Origin of the sequence: Serratia bockelmannii, assembly GCF_008011855.1 — a bacterium.
Lineage (GTDB): Bacteria > Pseudomonadota > Gammaproteobacteria > Enterobacterales > Enterobacteriaceae > Serratia > Serratia bockelmannii.
This window is the reverse complement of sequence record NZ_VOUX01000033.1, coordinates 547,290-560,609: the sequence shown is the minus strand read 5'-3', so window position 1 is coordinate 560,609 and position 13,320 is coordinate 547,290. Positions and strand designations below refer to the sequence as shown.

Genomic DNA, 13,320 nt, shown 5'->3' with positions numbered 1-13,320 from the left:
TGATGCCGGGCGATGAAGGCCTGCAACTTGAACGACGAAACGCGGTCAAAGTTACAGGCATTTCAGGAGATTGCGACCATGTTAATCCGCACTGCAAGTAAAAAGCTGTCGCTGCTGGCCGTCGCCTGCGGCGCGCTGGTTCTGACCGGGTGCGTCACCGTACCGGATGCGATCAAAGGCTCCAGCCCTTCGCCGGTGACTCAGCTTTCCTCGGTACAAAATGCACCGAACCTGTTTACTGGCGCGGAAGCCCGCTTCGGCGGCACTGTGGTGAACGTCGCCAACGAACAAGGGCGTACGCTGCTGGAGATCGCGGCGGTGCCGCTCGACAGCGGTGCGCGGCCGATACTGGGTGAACCGTCGAACGGCCGCTTGCTGGCCACGGTGAACGGCTTCCTCGAACCGGTCGATTTCAAAGGCCAACTGGTGACCGTCGTCGGCCCTATCACCGGCCTGAAAGAGGGGCGGATCGGCATGACGCCATATCGTTTCGTAACGATGAACGTGACCGGTTTCAAGCGCTGGCATCTGGTGCAGCAGGTGGTGATGCCGCCTGCGCCGATGGGCCCTTGGGGCTGGCGCGGTGGTCCGTGGGGGCCCGGCTGGGGCGCAGGCTATGGCTGGTACAACCCCGGTCCGGCACAGGTGCAAACCATCGTAACCGAGTAGCATACGCTTGATGTGAACATATTTGACAGGGCGGCTCAGGCCGCCCTTTTGCTTTTTGGGATAGGGAATATCCGACAATTAGTGACGTACATCGCAACCTGAATAATGTTTAAAACCCGAACTGGTCTGCTGAGTTAAAATATTGTTATGGTTAGGCTGCGAGTTTGAGGGCTGCGATGATAATTAGTAATGATTTCAGGAGTAATACCTTGGATAAGGTCTGGTTAAAACGGTATCCGGCAGATGTGCCCGCAGAGATTGATGCCGATCGCTATTCGTCGTTGATCGAAATGTTTGAGCATGCCGTGCAGCGTTATGCCGATCAGCCCGCCTTTATCAACATGGGCGAGGTGATGACCTTCCGCAAACTGGAAGAACGCAGCCGGGCTTTCGCGGCTTACCTGCAAAATGAACTGGGCCTGAAGAAGGGCGACCGTGTCGCGCTGATGATGCCTAACCTGTTGCAATACCCCATCGCTCTGTTCGGCATTCTGCGTGCCGGCATGGTGGTGGTCAACGTCAACCCGTTGTATACCCCGCGCGAGCTGGAGCACCAGTTGAACGATAGCGGGGCCAGCGCCATCGTTATCGTTTCCAACTTTGCCCATACGCTGGAAAAAGTGGTGTTCAACACCCAGGTCAAACACGTGATCCTGACGCGCATGGGCGACCAGCTTTCGGCCGCCAAAGGCACGCTGGTCAACTTCGTGGTCAAATACGTCAAGCGCCTGGTGCCCAAATACAACCTGCCGGACGCCATTTCCTTCCGCAGCGCGCTGCAGCGCGGCCGCCGTCTGCAATATGTAAAACCGGACATCATTAATAGCGATTTGGCTTTCCTGCAATACACCGGCGGCACCACCGGCGTGGCGAAGGGCGCGATGCTGACGCACCGTAACATGCAGGCCAACCTTGAGCAGGCCAAGGCCGCCTATTCGCCGCTGTTCCGTGAAGGGCAGGAGCTGGTGGTGACGGCGCTGCCGCTATACCACATTTTCGCGCTGACGGTGAACTGCCTGCTGTTTATCGATCTGGGCGGGCGTAATTTGCTGATCACCAACCCGCGTGACATTCCGGGTCTGGTGAAGGAGCTGGGTAAATATCCGTTCACCGCCATGAGCGGGGTGAATACGCTGTTCAACGCGTTGCTGAACAACGAAGAGTTCCACAAACTCGATTTCTCTACGCTGCGTTTCTCGGTCGGCGGCGGTATGTCGGTGCAAAAAGCGGTGGCCGAGAAGTGGGAGAAAACCACCGGTAAACACCTGCTGGAAGGCTATGGTCTGACCGAGTGCGCGCCGCTGGTGGCCGGTAACCCTTACGATCTGAAACACTACAGCGGCAGCATCGGCCTGCCGGTGCCGTCGACGGACATTCGGTTGGTGGACGACAACGGCCATGACGTGCCGCCGGGCGAACCGGGCGAACTGTGGGTCAAAGGGCCGCAAGTTATGTTAGGCTATTGGCAGCGCCCGGAAGCCACCGATGAAGTGCTTAAAGATGGCTGGCTGGCGACCGGCGATGTGGTGACCGTGGACGATCAGGGATTTGTGCGCATCGTCGACCGCAAGAAAGACATGATCCTGGTCTCGGGTTTCAACGTGTATCCGAACGAGATTGAAGATGTGGTCAGCCAGCACCCGAAAGTGCTGGAATGTGCGGCAATCGGCGTGCCCAGCGAGGCCTCCGGTGAAACGGTGAAGATCTGCGTGGTGAAGAAAGACGCCTCGCTGACCAAGGAAGAGCTGTTGACCCATTGCCGTCGCCACCTGACCGGGTATAAAGTGCCTAAAATTGTTGAGTTCCGCGATGAACTGCCGAAGTCGAACGTCGGCAAGATTTTGCGGCGAGAACTGCGCGATGAGCTAAAAACGCCGAAGCCGGCCGATGCCGCCTAGGTGTCGCTTTCGCGTCTGACTATCAACAACGCCGGTGAATGCCGGCGTTGTTGTGTTTGAATCCTACAAGAGAATGATGTTTTGAATTATCAGTTGATCACTACCGATGCCGGATTGCAGCAGGTCTGCGAGCAGGCGAGAAAGCATGCCCAGATTGCGCTGGACACCGAGTTTGTCAGAACGCGCACCTACTATCCTCAGCTGGGCCTGATCCAGCTCTACGACGGTGAACAACTCTCCCTCATCGATCCTCTGCCGATCAAGCAATGGCAGCCGTTTGTCGACCTGCTGGCCGACACCGCCGTGGTGAAGTTCCTGCATGCCGGCAGTGAAGATCTTGAAGTGTTTCTCAACGCCTTTAAAACGCTGCCGACGCCGATGATCGATACCCAGATCCTGGCGGCCTTTACCGGTCGGCCGCTCTCCTGCGGTTTTGCGACGCTGGTGGCGGAGTACATGAAGGTTGAACTGGACAAGAGCGAGTCGCGCACCGACTGGCTGGCGCGCCCGCTGACTGAAAGACAGTGCGTGTATGCGGCCGCCGACGTGTTCTACCTGCTGCCGATGGCCAAACAGCTGGTGCAGGAGACCGAAGAGGCCGGCTGGACTGCTGCGGCCCATAACGAGTGCCTGCTGCTGTGCCAACGCCGTAGCGAGACGCTGGCGCCGGAAGTGGCCTATCGCGAAATCAGCAATGCCTGGCAGCTGCGCCCGCGTCAGCTCGGCTGTTTGCAGAAGTTGGCAGAATGGCGGTTGCGCCAGGCGCGCGAGCGCGATCTGGCGGTGAACTTCGTGGTGCGTGAGGAGAACCTATGGCAGGTGGCGCGCTATATGCCGTCTTCGCTCGGAGAACTGGATTCTCTGGGGCTGAGCGGGCCGGAGATCCGTTATCACGGCAAAACGCTGCTGGCGCTGGTGGCCGAAGCCGAAGCGCTGGAGGAGTCCGAGTTGCCCGCGCCATTGGCTAACCTTATCGATCAGCCGGGCTACAAGAAGGTGTTTAAGGACATCAAGGCCGCTATCGCTACCGTCAGCGAGCAAAGCGGGTTGAGCAGCGAGCTGCTCGCATCCCGTCGCCAAATTAACCAATTGTTGAACTGGCATTGGAAACTGAAGGACGGCGAGAGTCGCCCTGAATTAATCAGCGGCTGGCGCGGCGATTTATTAATGGCGCCGTTGCAGGACATCCTGAAAGATTATTAATCGCTGGTTATCACCAGGGCAGGGTAGGGAAACTCTGCTCGGGTGAATATAGGCAGGAAATAATGCGTTGAAGGTAAATCTGGCCAGAATTTACTTTAAACGAGGTGGCGGCAAAGTTAATTGGGAATTGTCCCAAAGGGAAAAATCAATTTTTTGCTGCCGATAATGCTTAATAACTGGATATACATACAGTTACCCCCTGCATAAAATATACAGGGGGTAATTAATGCGTCGCAATCATTTAGCTGCTTCTTCCGATTCCGGTAATGTCACGTTAAGTTCAAGTACCGAAATATCGTCCCCTTTCTGCTCGAACTGCACATGCAGCATTTCAGGATCGATCTGAATGTATTTACAAATAACCGCCAGAATATCGCGTTTCAGATCAGGCAGATACGGGGGCTCACTGTCCCCGCGACGACGCTCTGCGACGATAATCTGCAGCCGTTCCTTGGCTATATTGGCTGTCTGTTTTTTGCGGGACAGAAAGAAGTCTAATAAGGCCATGGTTTATCCCCCAAAAAGGCGTTTCAGGAAACCCTTCTTCTCTTCTTCAATGAAGCGGAATGGGCGTTCTTCCCCCAACAAGCGGCAAACGGTATCGTCGTACGCCTTACCGGCGTCTGACTCGGCATCCAGAATGACAGGCTCACCCTGGTTGGAAGCGCGCAGCACGGACTGGTCTTCCGGGATCACACCCACCAGCGGAATGCGCAGAATTTCAAGCACGTCTTCCATGCTCAGCATGTCGCCACGGCTGACGCGGCCCGGGTTGTAACGGGTCAGCAGCAGGTGTTCCTTGATTGGCGATTCGCCTTTCTCGGCGCGGCGTGACTTGGAAGAGAGGATACCCAGGATACGGTCAGAGTCGCGTACCGAAGACACTTCCGGGTTGGTGGTGATGATAGCTTCGTCGGCGAAATACAGCGCCATCAGCGCACCGGTTTCGATACCGGCCGGTGAATCGCACACCACGAAGTCAAAATCCATCTCGCCGAGATCGTTGAGGATTTTTTCAACGCCTTCGCGGGTCAACGCGTCTTTGTCGCGCGTCTGCGAAGCCGGCAGGATATAGAGGTTTTCAGTGCGTTTGTCTTTGATCAACGCCTGATTCAGCGTGGCATCGCCCTGAATCACGTTCACGAAATCATACACTACCCGACGTTCGCAGCCCATAATCAGGTCAAGATTACGCAGGCCGATATCGAAATCGATCACGACGGTTTTCTTGCCTTTCTGGGCCAGGCCGGTAGCGATGGCCGCGCTCGAAGTGGTCTTGCCAACGCCCCCTTTACCCGATGTAACAACAATAATGCGTGCCATGAAATGGATTCCTTGTCAAAAGGGCTTAATTTAAAGGTTGTATGGTTAAAGCGTTATCCAACAGGCTGAGTCGTACGGCCTGCCCGACGTAATCGGACGGGATTTGGTCGCTCAACCAGTACTGCCCTGCGATAGAGACTAGCTCAGCCGCCAGGTGGGTGCAAAAAATCTGACATTGCGTGTCGCCTGACGCGCCTGCCAGTGCGCGACCGCGCATCATGCCGTAGACATGAATATTGCCATCGGCAATCAATTCGGCGCCGGCGCTGACGCTGCTGGTCACGATAAGATCGCAGTTGCGGGCGTAAATCTGTTGGCCGGAACGGACAGGCGTACTGATGATGCGCGTTTTGGCGGGGGCGTTATCCGCCACCACGGGCGCAGGTGCAGGCTCCGGCGCAGCCATCTTCTGGCCTTTGCCTTCGCTCAGCAGCGGCAGCCCGGCACGGGCTATCGCGCGCTTTTGACGCTCATCTCTGCAACCGCTGATACCCACAACGCGCAGGCCTGCTGCCGCGACAGCCTGTTGAAGTTCTTTCCAGTTCGCATCGCCTTCCAGCGTTGCGACGTTGATAACAACAGGGGCGTTTTTCAGAAAAGCGGGCGCTTGCTCAACTTTTTCCTGTAACGCCTGACGTATTACCTCGGGCTGTGAATTATGCAAATGAACAACCGATAGGGTAAAACTGCTGCCTTTTAGCTCAATTGGCGATTGTGACATCTATCCTGACTCAGTCTCAGCAACTTTAAATCCCCGGAATACCACTCGGGGTGCGATATTCCGATGTACTATAAGCATGTTATAGTCAGAGTTATATCCAGGCAAGACGCTCCCTCAATTAAATAGAGTTAAAAAAATGCTTTGTGTGATCTATAGAAGCCCGAAACGCGATCAAACTTATCTTTATGTCGAAAAAAAAGACGATTTCTCTCGTGTGCCGGAAGCGCTGATGAAAAGTTTCGGTGTACCGCAATTCGCCATGATGCTGTCGCTCGATGAGCGCAAGAAATTGGCCTCGGCGGATATCGAAAAGGTGAAGCAGGCGTTGAAAGACGAAGGCTATTACCTGCAGTTCCCGCCGCCGGTAGAAAACCTGCTCAACCAGCATCTGGCGGGCGACAAGGCCTGAGACAGTTGCCACGGCCAGGGGAGGCGCGATGACACCTTCGGCAAGAAGAATTGTATTGGCCGCCTGGCTGACGTTGGGCGGGGTGCTGATGCCGGGCGCAGCGCAGGCGGCGCAGGAGACGACGCTGGCGACGAGCGGCCGGGATCCGGCGCAGTTCCCGGCGTATGTCGAACAGCTCAAGCGCCGGGCGCGGGAGCAGGGCATCAGTCAGGCCACCCTCGACCGCGCCTTTGCGCAAATCCATTTCGTCGATCGGGTGATCAAGGCCGATCGCAATCAGCCGGAGCAGAAGGTAACCCTGGACGACTATCTGCGGCGGGTGATGACGCCCGTTAAAGTGCGCCAGGGGCGCGAACTGTACCGGCAGCGCCACGCGCAATGGACGCGCGCCGGCGAGCGCTACCGGGTGCCGGGGCGCTATATCATCGCGCTGTGGGGCATGGAGAGCGCCTACGGCAAGATTCAGGGGCGGGAAGATGTGGTGTCCGCGCTGGCGACGCTGGCGTTTGAAGGGCGCCGCGAAGCCTTTTTCAGCCAGGAGCTGATGGCGGCACTGCAGATAGTCGAGCAGGGGCACGTCGGCGATACACCGCTGAAAGGTTCCTGGGCCGGCGCGATGGGGCAATGCCAGTTTATGCCGAGCTCTTTCCTGCGCTATGCGGCGGACGGTGACGGTGACGGGCGCATCGATATCTGGAACAACATTGATGATGTCTTCGCGTCTACGGCCAGTTATTTGTCCAAAGAGGGCTGGCAGCCCGGCATCGGCTGGGGGCGTGAGGTCAAACTGCCCGCCGGTTTCAATCGGGCCGAGCTGGGGTTGAAAGACGCGCAGGCGCGCAGCGTCAACGCCTGGCAACAACGCGGGGTGCGTCGTGCGGATGGCAGTGCGTTGCCGCATGCCGTTCAGCGCGGTTGGATCATTGCGCCGGATGATCTGCAGGGCCGGACGTTCCTGGTCTATGATAATTTCCGCACCCTCATGCACTGGAATCGCTCTTACTATTTCGCTATCGCCGTGGGTATGATGGCGGACGCGATCGGACATTGATCCGGCACACCAATAATCGGCTTGGCGCGCCAAGCCTCTACAGTTTGGGAGAAGCGGTATGTATCAACATAGAGACTGGCAGGGTTCGCTGCTCGATTTCCCGGTGAACAAGGTGGTTTGCGTCGGCAGTAACTATGCCGATCACATCAAGGAAATGGGTAGCGCGGTTTCCGTCGAGCCGGTGGTATTCATCAAACCGGAAACGGCGCTGTGCGATATTCGTCAGCCGGTGGCCATCCCCAAAGAGTTCGGTGCGGTGCATCATGAGGTGGAGCTGGCGGTACTGATCGGCACGCCGTTGAAACAGGCCAACGAAGACCGCGTTGCGCGGGCGATCGCCGGCTACGGTGTGGCGCTCGATCTGACGTTGCGCGATTTGCAGGCGGGCTTTAAAAAAGCCGGCCAGCCGTGGGAAAAGGCCAAGGCCTTCGACGGTTCCTGCCCGATGTCGGGGTTTATTCCGGTGGCGGAATTCGGCGATCCGCAAAACGCCGAGCTGTCGTTGACCGTCAACGATCAACTGCGCCAGCAGGGCAATACGCGCGACATGATCACGCCGATCCTGCCGCTAATCAGCTATATGAGCCGTTTCTTCACGCTGCGCGCCGGCGACATTATCCTGACCGGCACGCCGCAGGGCGTGGGCCCGATGGCTTCCGGCGATATGCTGAAAATCAGCCTGAACGGCAAAACGCTCAGCACCCGGGTGATCTGATTTCTCCTTGCCGCCGGCGGTGTCGGCGGCAAAGCTTGCATCTTGTGGCTAAAATGTCTATATAGTCCCCCCTCGAACCTGTGCGCAGGTGACTTATCCATTTACCGAAACCGGACGCTAACATGTCACAACTCGCTTTTTGGCAACAGAAAACGCTGGCGGAAATGTCAGAACAAGAGTGGGAATCGCTGTGCGACGGGTGCGGGCAATGCTGTTTGAATAAGCTGATCGACGAAGATACCGACGAGATTTATTTTACCAACGTAGCCTGCAACCAGCTCAACATCAAATCCTGCCAATGCCGTAACTATGAGCGGCGCTTCGAGCTGGAAGAAGACTGCATCAAATTGACGCGCGAGAATCTCACCACCTTCGAGTGGTTGCCGCCGACCTGCGCCTATCGCCTGATCGGTGAAGGCAAGCCGCTGTTCCCCTGGCATCCGCTGCTGAGCGGTTCCAAGGCGGCAATGCACGGCGAGCGCATTACGGTGCGGCATATCGCGGTGCGTGAAAGCGAGGTGGTGGACTGGCAGGACCATATCCTCAACAAGCCGGACTGGGCTAGGTAAAGGCGGGCGCCTGCAGAGCAATACGCGTTTTCATGCAAGAGGGCGGCGTGTTCAGACATGCCGCCCTCTGCGTTATTGAGCTAACCAACGGGTGTGGGGCTCATGGCATAAGCCGCCATTTCACGCTTTTTTGTCGCGGCGATGCCAGTTAGCCAGATTTTTCAGCGGCTGCTTCACATACGGGCTGGCCTTGATCAGGCTGAACAGCAGTTTATTCACCGCCGTACCTACTTTGTCCATTGGCCGGTCGATATCGAGAAACAGCACAGCGCGCAGTTCGTCGGTATCATTGCGAACCTCGTGTTCGTAGGAATCATCAAACAAAATCACCTTGCCTTCATCCCAGTGCAGAATTTGGTCGTCAACGCGGATCCAGAGCTTTTCCCGATCCTTTGGCACGATTAATCCCAAATGCGCGCGCACCACGGCACGAGTCGGGCCTTTGTGGGGGACGATGTGATAGTGCGGCTTAAGGATCGAAAACATGGCGGTGCGCATGCCGGGGATCTCGCTGACCGCCTGTGCGGTCTGCGGGCAAATGGCGCAGTTCTCATCAACCCGCTGCCCGTAGACAAACAGCCCGAAGGTTTTCCAATTATCCCCTTTGGAGATGCGTTGCTGATCCGGTGATATTTGGTGGAACGCGGGGATATCCTCCGGGTGCTCCAGCAACCGATCCAACTCCTCGCGAATGGCAGGCCAACGGGCTTCCAGCGCCGTGACCCAATTAAATTCATGATTACCGATCCGCGGTGTGGTGGAGATCAGCGAATGGCGAGTCTGAAAATCGCCGTTCCAGCGCAGGAATTTTTTCCCTGCTTTGAGCAGCATGCGCCGCAGGAACGGGCGCTGAGACGAAGGGGGCAATGTGGTATCCGGCATAGTATCGTGTCCTTGATGTCATATGATGTGCAGTAGTCAGCCAAAGCCTGGCTCACAGGAAGAAAGGGTGAAAGTCAACACGTCATTCAGCATAGGGAAAGCATCGCGAACGATTTTAATCTTTAATGCGCGAATGGCGTTGATGCTTGGTGCCGGATAGAGGGAAATTCCAACAATTTATTTAAGGCGGGTAAGGGGTTGCGTGATGGGGGATAGGGGAAAAAAGCCCCTGCAAAGATGAGGGGCAAGACACACAACAACACCAGGGAAATCGGTAGTACTCACGTTGCCGATACTATAAGGATTTTATGGGTAAACTTCACCAAAATATTGTGCTCTGAATGTGACAAAGGCGCAGTCGTTCATAAGTAACGGTAATTTATTGATGCTCGAAGGTTGAAAGGAAGGGCCGGTTTTAGCCGCCGGTATTGCAGAAGTTTAATGTTATGTAAATTACGTGCTGAACTGAGCCGGGATGCTTCTTTTCAAACGATAAGTTGGGTAATTTGGCCGCTCTCCCGCAAGTTCGAGAGCATAACAATGAAAATGGTCCGTCTGTTTGCCGTAGCTGGAGCGCTAATCGTGCTCGTTTACTTCCTTACACATACCTGAAATGGGGTTATCTCTGAATTTGACAGTAATACCCTAAAAAAACGGCGCCTGGTGGCGCCGTTTTTTGTTTGTCTGCCGTTCAGCGGCCGAACAGATCGCGGCGGCGTGGGCGGACAAACTGTGCGATCAGTACAATCAGCGCCACCAGCAGATAGGCGCCGAAGATACCAACCAGCCATTGTGGCATTTCCAGCGTCAGGAACTGCCATTGACGCACGGAACAGTCACCGGAAGCGTGGAACACCGCCGGCAACCATTTGTCCAGCGGCAGCCAGGACGGGAAGCTGACGAAGAAATCGCAGGTATTGAATGGCGAAGGATGCAACTGGATCATGGTGTGCTTCCACGCCAGCTGTACGCCTTCCCAGGCGCTGTAGATCCACAGCAAGATCGCCGCGTAGCGCAGCGGGGTTTTCGGCGCGATAGCGCCTACCAACGAGGCGCCGAGGATGCCGAATAGCGCGCAACGCTCGTAAATGCACATCACGCACGGCTGCAGCAGCATAACGTGCTGGAAATAGAGCGCGACCAGTTCCAACACCAACGCTGTCAGGGCCATCAGCAGCCAGGCGCCGCGTCCTTGTGAACAGCGGTTAAAGAATTGCAACATATCTAGATTCTTCCATGCAGTAAGCAATTGAACCGGCAGTGTAAACCAATTCCCCCTCGCTGCCAGCCACTTGGGCCGGTTTCAGCGTAAAAATATCGGTTCACCCTGCCGGCGCCGTCTCAGTGGCTGACGGTGTCGATGGGCGGCAGCGTCAGCCAATGCCACTGCGTCAACAGCTCGGTCGCCGGCTCCAAAGTGAATTGGACGCACAGCAGGCCAACTACCGTCAACACCACCGTATAAGGCAGGGCCATCCAGACCATGCGGCCATACGACAGACGCACCAGCGGCGCCAATGCCGACGTCAGCAGGAACAGAAACGCCGCCTGCCCATTAGGGGTGGCGACCGAGGGCAGGTTGGTGCCGGTATTGATGGCGACCGCCAGCAGCTCGAACTGCTTCAGCCCGATCGCGCCGGTTTCCAGCGCGGTGCGCGCCTCGTTGATGTAAACGGTGCCGACGAACACGTTGTCGGAAACCGACGACAGCAGGCCGTTGAACAGGTAGAACAGCGAAAGCTGAGAGGAGGGCTCGGCGCGCAGCACAAACTGGATCACCGGGCTGAACAGGTGCTGTTCGATGATCACTGCGACCACGGTGAAGAACACCGTCAGCAGAGCGGTGAATGGCAGCGCTTCCTGGAACGCTTTGCCGATGGCGTGCTCGTCATTCACGCCGCACAGGGAGGTGGCGAGAACGATGACCGACAGGCCGATCAGCCCAACTTCTGCCAGATGGAAGGCCAACGCCAGCACCAGCCAAACGCCGATCAGCGCCTGCATCACCAATTTAAGCCGTTCTTGTTTGCTACGGCCTGCGCTGGCCTTGCGGTCATACTCTTTCAGCACGTCGCGCACCGCTCCCGGCAATTGCGCGCCGTAGCCAAACAGGCGAAAACATTCTACCAGCCAACACACCAGCAGGCCGCACACCAACACCGGCAGCGTGACCGGCGCCATACGCAGGAAGAAATCGATAAAACCCCAGCCCGCGTTTTTGGCGATAATCAGGTTTTGCGGCTCGCCCACCATGGTCATGACCCCGCCGAGCGCGGTGCCGACGCCGGCGTGCATCAGCAGGCTGCGCAGAAAGGCGCGGAATTGCTCCAGCGTCTGTTTGCGCTCTTCGCCGGTAAAATCACTGTCATCGCCAATGTCGCCGTCAGGGCGGTTTGACGTCACGTTGTGATAGATGGAATAGAAACCGGTGGCCACGCTGATCACTACCGCCACGACCGTCAGCGCGTCGAGGAAGGCAGAAAGGAAGGCGGCGGCCAGGCAAAACGCCAGCGACAGCAGCGTTTTCGAACGGATGTTGAGCAGCAGCTTGGTGAACACGAACAGCAGCAGCTGCTTCATAAAGTAGATGCCTGCCACCATAAAGATCAGCAGCAGCAACACTTCCAGATTATGTTCGATTTCCTGCGAAACCTGCGCCGGGCTGGTCATGCCGATGGCCACGGCCTCTAGCGCCAGCAGGCCGCCCGGCAGCAACGGGTAGCATTTCAGTGCCATCGCCAGGGTAAAGATGAACTCGACCACCAGCAGCCAACCCGCAATAAACGGGCTGGCGAAAAAGAACACCAGGGGGTTGATCGCCAGAAAAATGAGAATGGTCAGTTTGTACCAGTCGGGAGATTGCCCCAGAAAATTTTTGAGCAGGGCGCTGCGCAGGGTTGTTTCCATTGTCCTCTATGCATCCTTAATCAGTCGTAGCACGTACCCTAACAATGCGGTGGGGGCGTGTGCAACCGGAGCTTGTTTTACGGCGGCAAATTTCCTTCGGCCGGTGTTTTTGCGCGTTTTTTGCCACTTTATGCACACTTTCGTTTATTGTTTTTCGCTCACGCTATGTCATGTCAGCACGATCTGGTATGATGAGCTGATTACTTTTACTGATTTTATCGTCGCAACGGAACGTCAAACACATGGTCATAAAGGCGCAGAGTCCTGCCGGTTTCGCGGAAGAGTACATTATTGAGAGTATTTGGAATAATCGCTTCCCCCCTGGCTCTATTTTGCCCGCGGAGCGTGAGCTTTCGGAGTTGATTGGCGTCACGCGCACTACGTTACGTGAAGTGTTGCAACGTCTGGCCCGCGATGGTTGGTTGACCATTCAGCATGGCAAACCGACCAAAGTGAACAATTTCTGGGAAACGTCCGGCCTCAATATCCTTGAGACCGTAGCCCGTCTCGATCACAAAAGTGTCCCGCAGCTGATCGATAACCTGCTGTCCGTGCGCACCAATATCGCGTCGATCTTTATTCGCGCCGCGGTGCGCAATCATCCGGAACAGGCCCAGGAAGTGCTGGCGAAAGCCGCCGAGGTAGAAGATCAGGCAGACGCGTTCAATCTGCTCGATTACGAGATCTTCCGTGGTTTGGCGTTCGCTTCTGGCAACCCGATCTACGGCTTGATTTTCAACGGCCTGAAAGGGCTGTACACCCGCGTGGGCCGTTACTACTTCTCCAACCCGGAAGCGCGCAAGCTGGCGCTGACCTTCTACAGCAAGCTGTCCACGCTGTGCCATGAGAAGCTGTACGACCAGGTGATGGACACCGTGCGCAACTACGGTAAAGACAGCGGGGCGATTTGGCAGAGCATGCAGGGCACCATGCCGAGCGATCTGACCGAAGCGCGTCGCTGATTGCGTATTAA

The 13,320-nt window shown here is 56.5% G+C and carries 14 protein-coding genes; 8 read left to right on the top strand and 6 right to left on the bottom strand.

From position 1 onward, the window contains the following. Positions 1-78 precede the first annotated feature (78 nt). The 3 genes from FOT55_RS19175 (at position 79) to rnd (ending at position 3,770) form a co-directional block, all read left to right on the top strand. On the top strand, positions 79-669 hold the full coding sequence (locus FOT55_RS19175; protein ID WP_021503867.1) for a Slp family lipoprotein: 591 nt from the start codon (positions 79-81) through the stop codon (positions 667-669). Positions 670-878: 209 nt separating this feature from the next. Further along, entirely contained in the window at positions 879-2,567 is a 1,689-nt protein-coding gene (gene fadD / locus FOT55_RS19170; protein WP_025303115.1) for a long-chain-fatty-acid--CoA ligase FadD, read from the top strand. Between the two features lie 81 nt (positions 2,568-2,648). Then, entirely contained in the window at positions 2,649-3,770 is a 1,122-nt protein-coding gene (gene rnd, locus FOT55_RS19165; RefSeq protein ID WP_025303114.1) for a ribonuclease D, read from the top strand. A gap of 237 nt (positions 3,771-4,007) precedes the next feature. Here rnd and minE read toward each other — a convergent pair whose 3' ends face one another. From minE to minC, 3 genes are read right to left on the bottom strand one after another with little or no spacing between them, the layout of a single operon-like run. Continuing rightward, complete coding sequence (gene minE, locus FOT55_RS19160) at positions 4,008-4,277, bottom strand: cell division topological specificity factor MinE (protein WP_004932303.1); 270 nt, start codon at positions 4,275-4,277, stop codon at positions 4,008-4,010. Between the two features lie 3 nt (positions 4,278-4,280). Then, the gene (minD, locus tag FOT55_RS19155) at positions 4,281-5,093 is read right to left on the bottom strand and encodes a septum site-determining protein MinD (RefSeq protein WP_016927452.1); all 813 of its coding nucleotides are present in this window, start codon (positions 5,091-5,093) and stop codon (positions 4,281-4,283) included. Positions 5,094-5,118: 25 nt separating this feature from the next. Continuing rightward, complete coding sequence (gene minC / locus FOT55_RS19150) at positions 5,119-5,814, bottom strand: septum site-determining protein MinC (protein WP_025303113.1); 696 nt, start codon at positions 5,812-5,814, stop codon at positions 5,119-5,121. A gap of 136 nt (positions 5,815-5,950) precedes the next feature. Between minC and FOT55_RS19145 the strand changes: the two genes are divergently transcribed. The 4 genes from FOT55_RS19145 to FOT55_RS19130 all read left to right on the top strand — a co-directional run bounded on the left by FOT55_RS19145 (position 5,951) and on the right by FOT55_RS19130 (position 8,558). Continuing rightward, positions 5,951-6,223 carry a YcgL domain-containing protein gene (locus tag FOT55_RS19145; protein WP_033643340.1) on the top strand — a complete coding sequence of 91 codons (273 nt, stop codon included), beginning with the start codon at positions 5,951-5,953 and terminating at the stop codon, positions 6,221-6,223. A gap of 88 nt (positions 6,224-6,311) precedes the next feature. Then, positions 6,312-7,274, top strand: coding sequence for a lytic murein transglycosylase (locus FOT55_RS19140; RefSeq protein WP_225735592.1), 963 nt, complete (start codon positions 6,312-6,314; stop codon positions 7,272-7,274). Between the two features lie 58 nt (positions 7,275-7,332). Further along, entirely contained in the window at positions 7,333-7,989 is a 657-nt protein-coding gene (locus FOT55_RS19135) for a fumarylacetoacetate hydrolase family protein (protein ID WP_004932286.1), read from the top strand. 122 nt (positions 7,990-8,111) lie between these two features. Next, positions 8,112-8,558: a YcgN family cysteine cluster protein gene (locus tag FOT55_RS19130; protein ID WP_025303110.1), complete on the top strand. Its 447-nt coding sequence runs from the start codon at positions 8,112-8,114 to the stop codon at positions 8,556-8,558. 120 nt (positions 8,559-8,678) lie between these two features. On the opposite strand, the gene FOT55_RS19125 is transcribed toward FOT55_RS19130, so the two are convergent. From FOT55_RS19125 to nhaB, 3 genes are all read right to left on the bottom strand, one after another. Continuing rightward, positions 8,679-9,440 carry an aspartyl/asparaginyl beta-hydroxylase domain-containing protein gene (locus FOT55_RS19125; RefSeq protein ID WP_043143013.1) on the bottom strand — a complete coding sequence of 254 codons (762 nt, stop codon included), beginning with the start codon at positions 9,438-9,440 and terminating at the stop codon, positions 8,679-8,681. A gap of 691 nt (positions 9,441-10,131) precedes the next feature. Then, positions 10,132-10,662, bottom strand: coding sequence for a disulfide bond formation protein DsbB (gene dsbB, locus FOT55_RS19120; RefSeq protein ID WP_004932277.1), 531 nt, complete (start codon positions 10,660-10,662; stop codon positions 10,132-10,134). A gap of 119 nt (positions 10,663-10,781) precedes the next feature. After that, a complete protein-coding gene (nhaB, locus tag FOT55_RS19115) occupies positions 10,782-12,347 on the bottom strand; it encodes a sodium/proton antiporter NhaB (protein WP_147823888.1) in 1,566 nt (521 codons plus the stop codon). Positions 12,348-12,589: 242 nt separating this feature from the next. Between nhaB and fadR the strand changes: the two genes are divergently transcribed. Next, positions 12,590-13,309 carry a fatty acid metabolism transcriptional regulator FadR gene (gene fadR, locus FOT55_RS19110; protein ID WP_025303107.1) on the top strand — a complete coding sequence of 240 codons (720 nt, stop codon included), beginning with the start codon at positions 12,590-12,592 and terminating at the stop codon, positions 13,307-13,309. Positions 13,310-13,320 lie beyond the last annotated feature (11 nt).

What these genes read in the sequence shown, in the direction of transcription:
- FOT55_RS19130 (WP_025303110.1), top strand. Translation starts at nt 8,112, where the DNA reads ATGTCACAACTCGCTTTTTGGCAACAGAAAACGCTGGCGGAAATGTCA.
- minE (WP_004932303.1), bottom strand. Translation starts at nt 4,277, where the DNA reads ATGGCCTTATTAGACTTCTTTCTGTCCCGCAAAAAACAGACAGCCAAT.
- dsbB (WP_004932277.1), bottom strand. Translation starts at nt 10,662, where the DNA reads ATGTTGCAATTCTTTAACCGCTGTTCACAAGGACGCGGCGCCTGGCTG.
- FOT55_RS19175 (WP_021503867.1), top strand. Translation starts at nt 79, where the DNA reads ATGTTAATCCGCACTGCAAGTAAAAAGCTGTCGCTGCTGGCCGTCGCC.
- FOT55_RS19125 (WP_043143013.1), bottom strand. Translation starts at nt 9,440, where the DNA reads ATGCCGGATACCACATTGCCCCCTTCGTCTCAGCGCCCGTTCCTGCGG.
- fadR (WP_025303107.1), top strand. Translation starts at nt 12,590, where the DNA reads ATGGTCATAAAGGCGCAGAGTCCTGCCGGTTTCGCGGAAGAGTACATT.
- minD (WP_016927452.1), bottom strand. Translation starts at nt 5,093, where the DNA reads ATGGCACGCATTATTGTTGTTACATCGGGTAAAGGGGGCGTTGGCAAG.
- FOT55_RS19135 (WP_004932286.1), top strand. Translation starts at nt 7,333, where the DNA reads ATGTATCAACATAGAGACTGGCAGGGTTCGCTGCTCGATTTCCCGGTG.
- FOT55_RS19145 (WP_033643340.1), top strand. Translation starts at nt 5,951, where the DNA reads ATGCTTTGTGTGATCTATAGAAGCCCGAAACGCGATCAAACTTATCTT.
- minC (WP_025303113.1), bottom strand. Translation starts at nt 5,814, where the DNA reads ATGTCACAATCGCCAATTGAGCTAAAAGGCAGCAGTTTTACCCTATCG.
- nhaB (WP_147823888.1), bottom strand. Translation starts at nt 12,347, where the DNA reads ATGGAAACAACCCTGCGCAGCGCCCTGCTCAAAAATTTTCTGGGGCAA.
- FOT55_RS19140 (WP_225735592.1), top strand. Translation starts at nt 6,312, where the DNA reads ATGCCGGGCGCAGCGCAGGCGGCGCAGGAGACGACGCTGGCGACGAGC.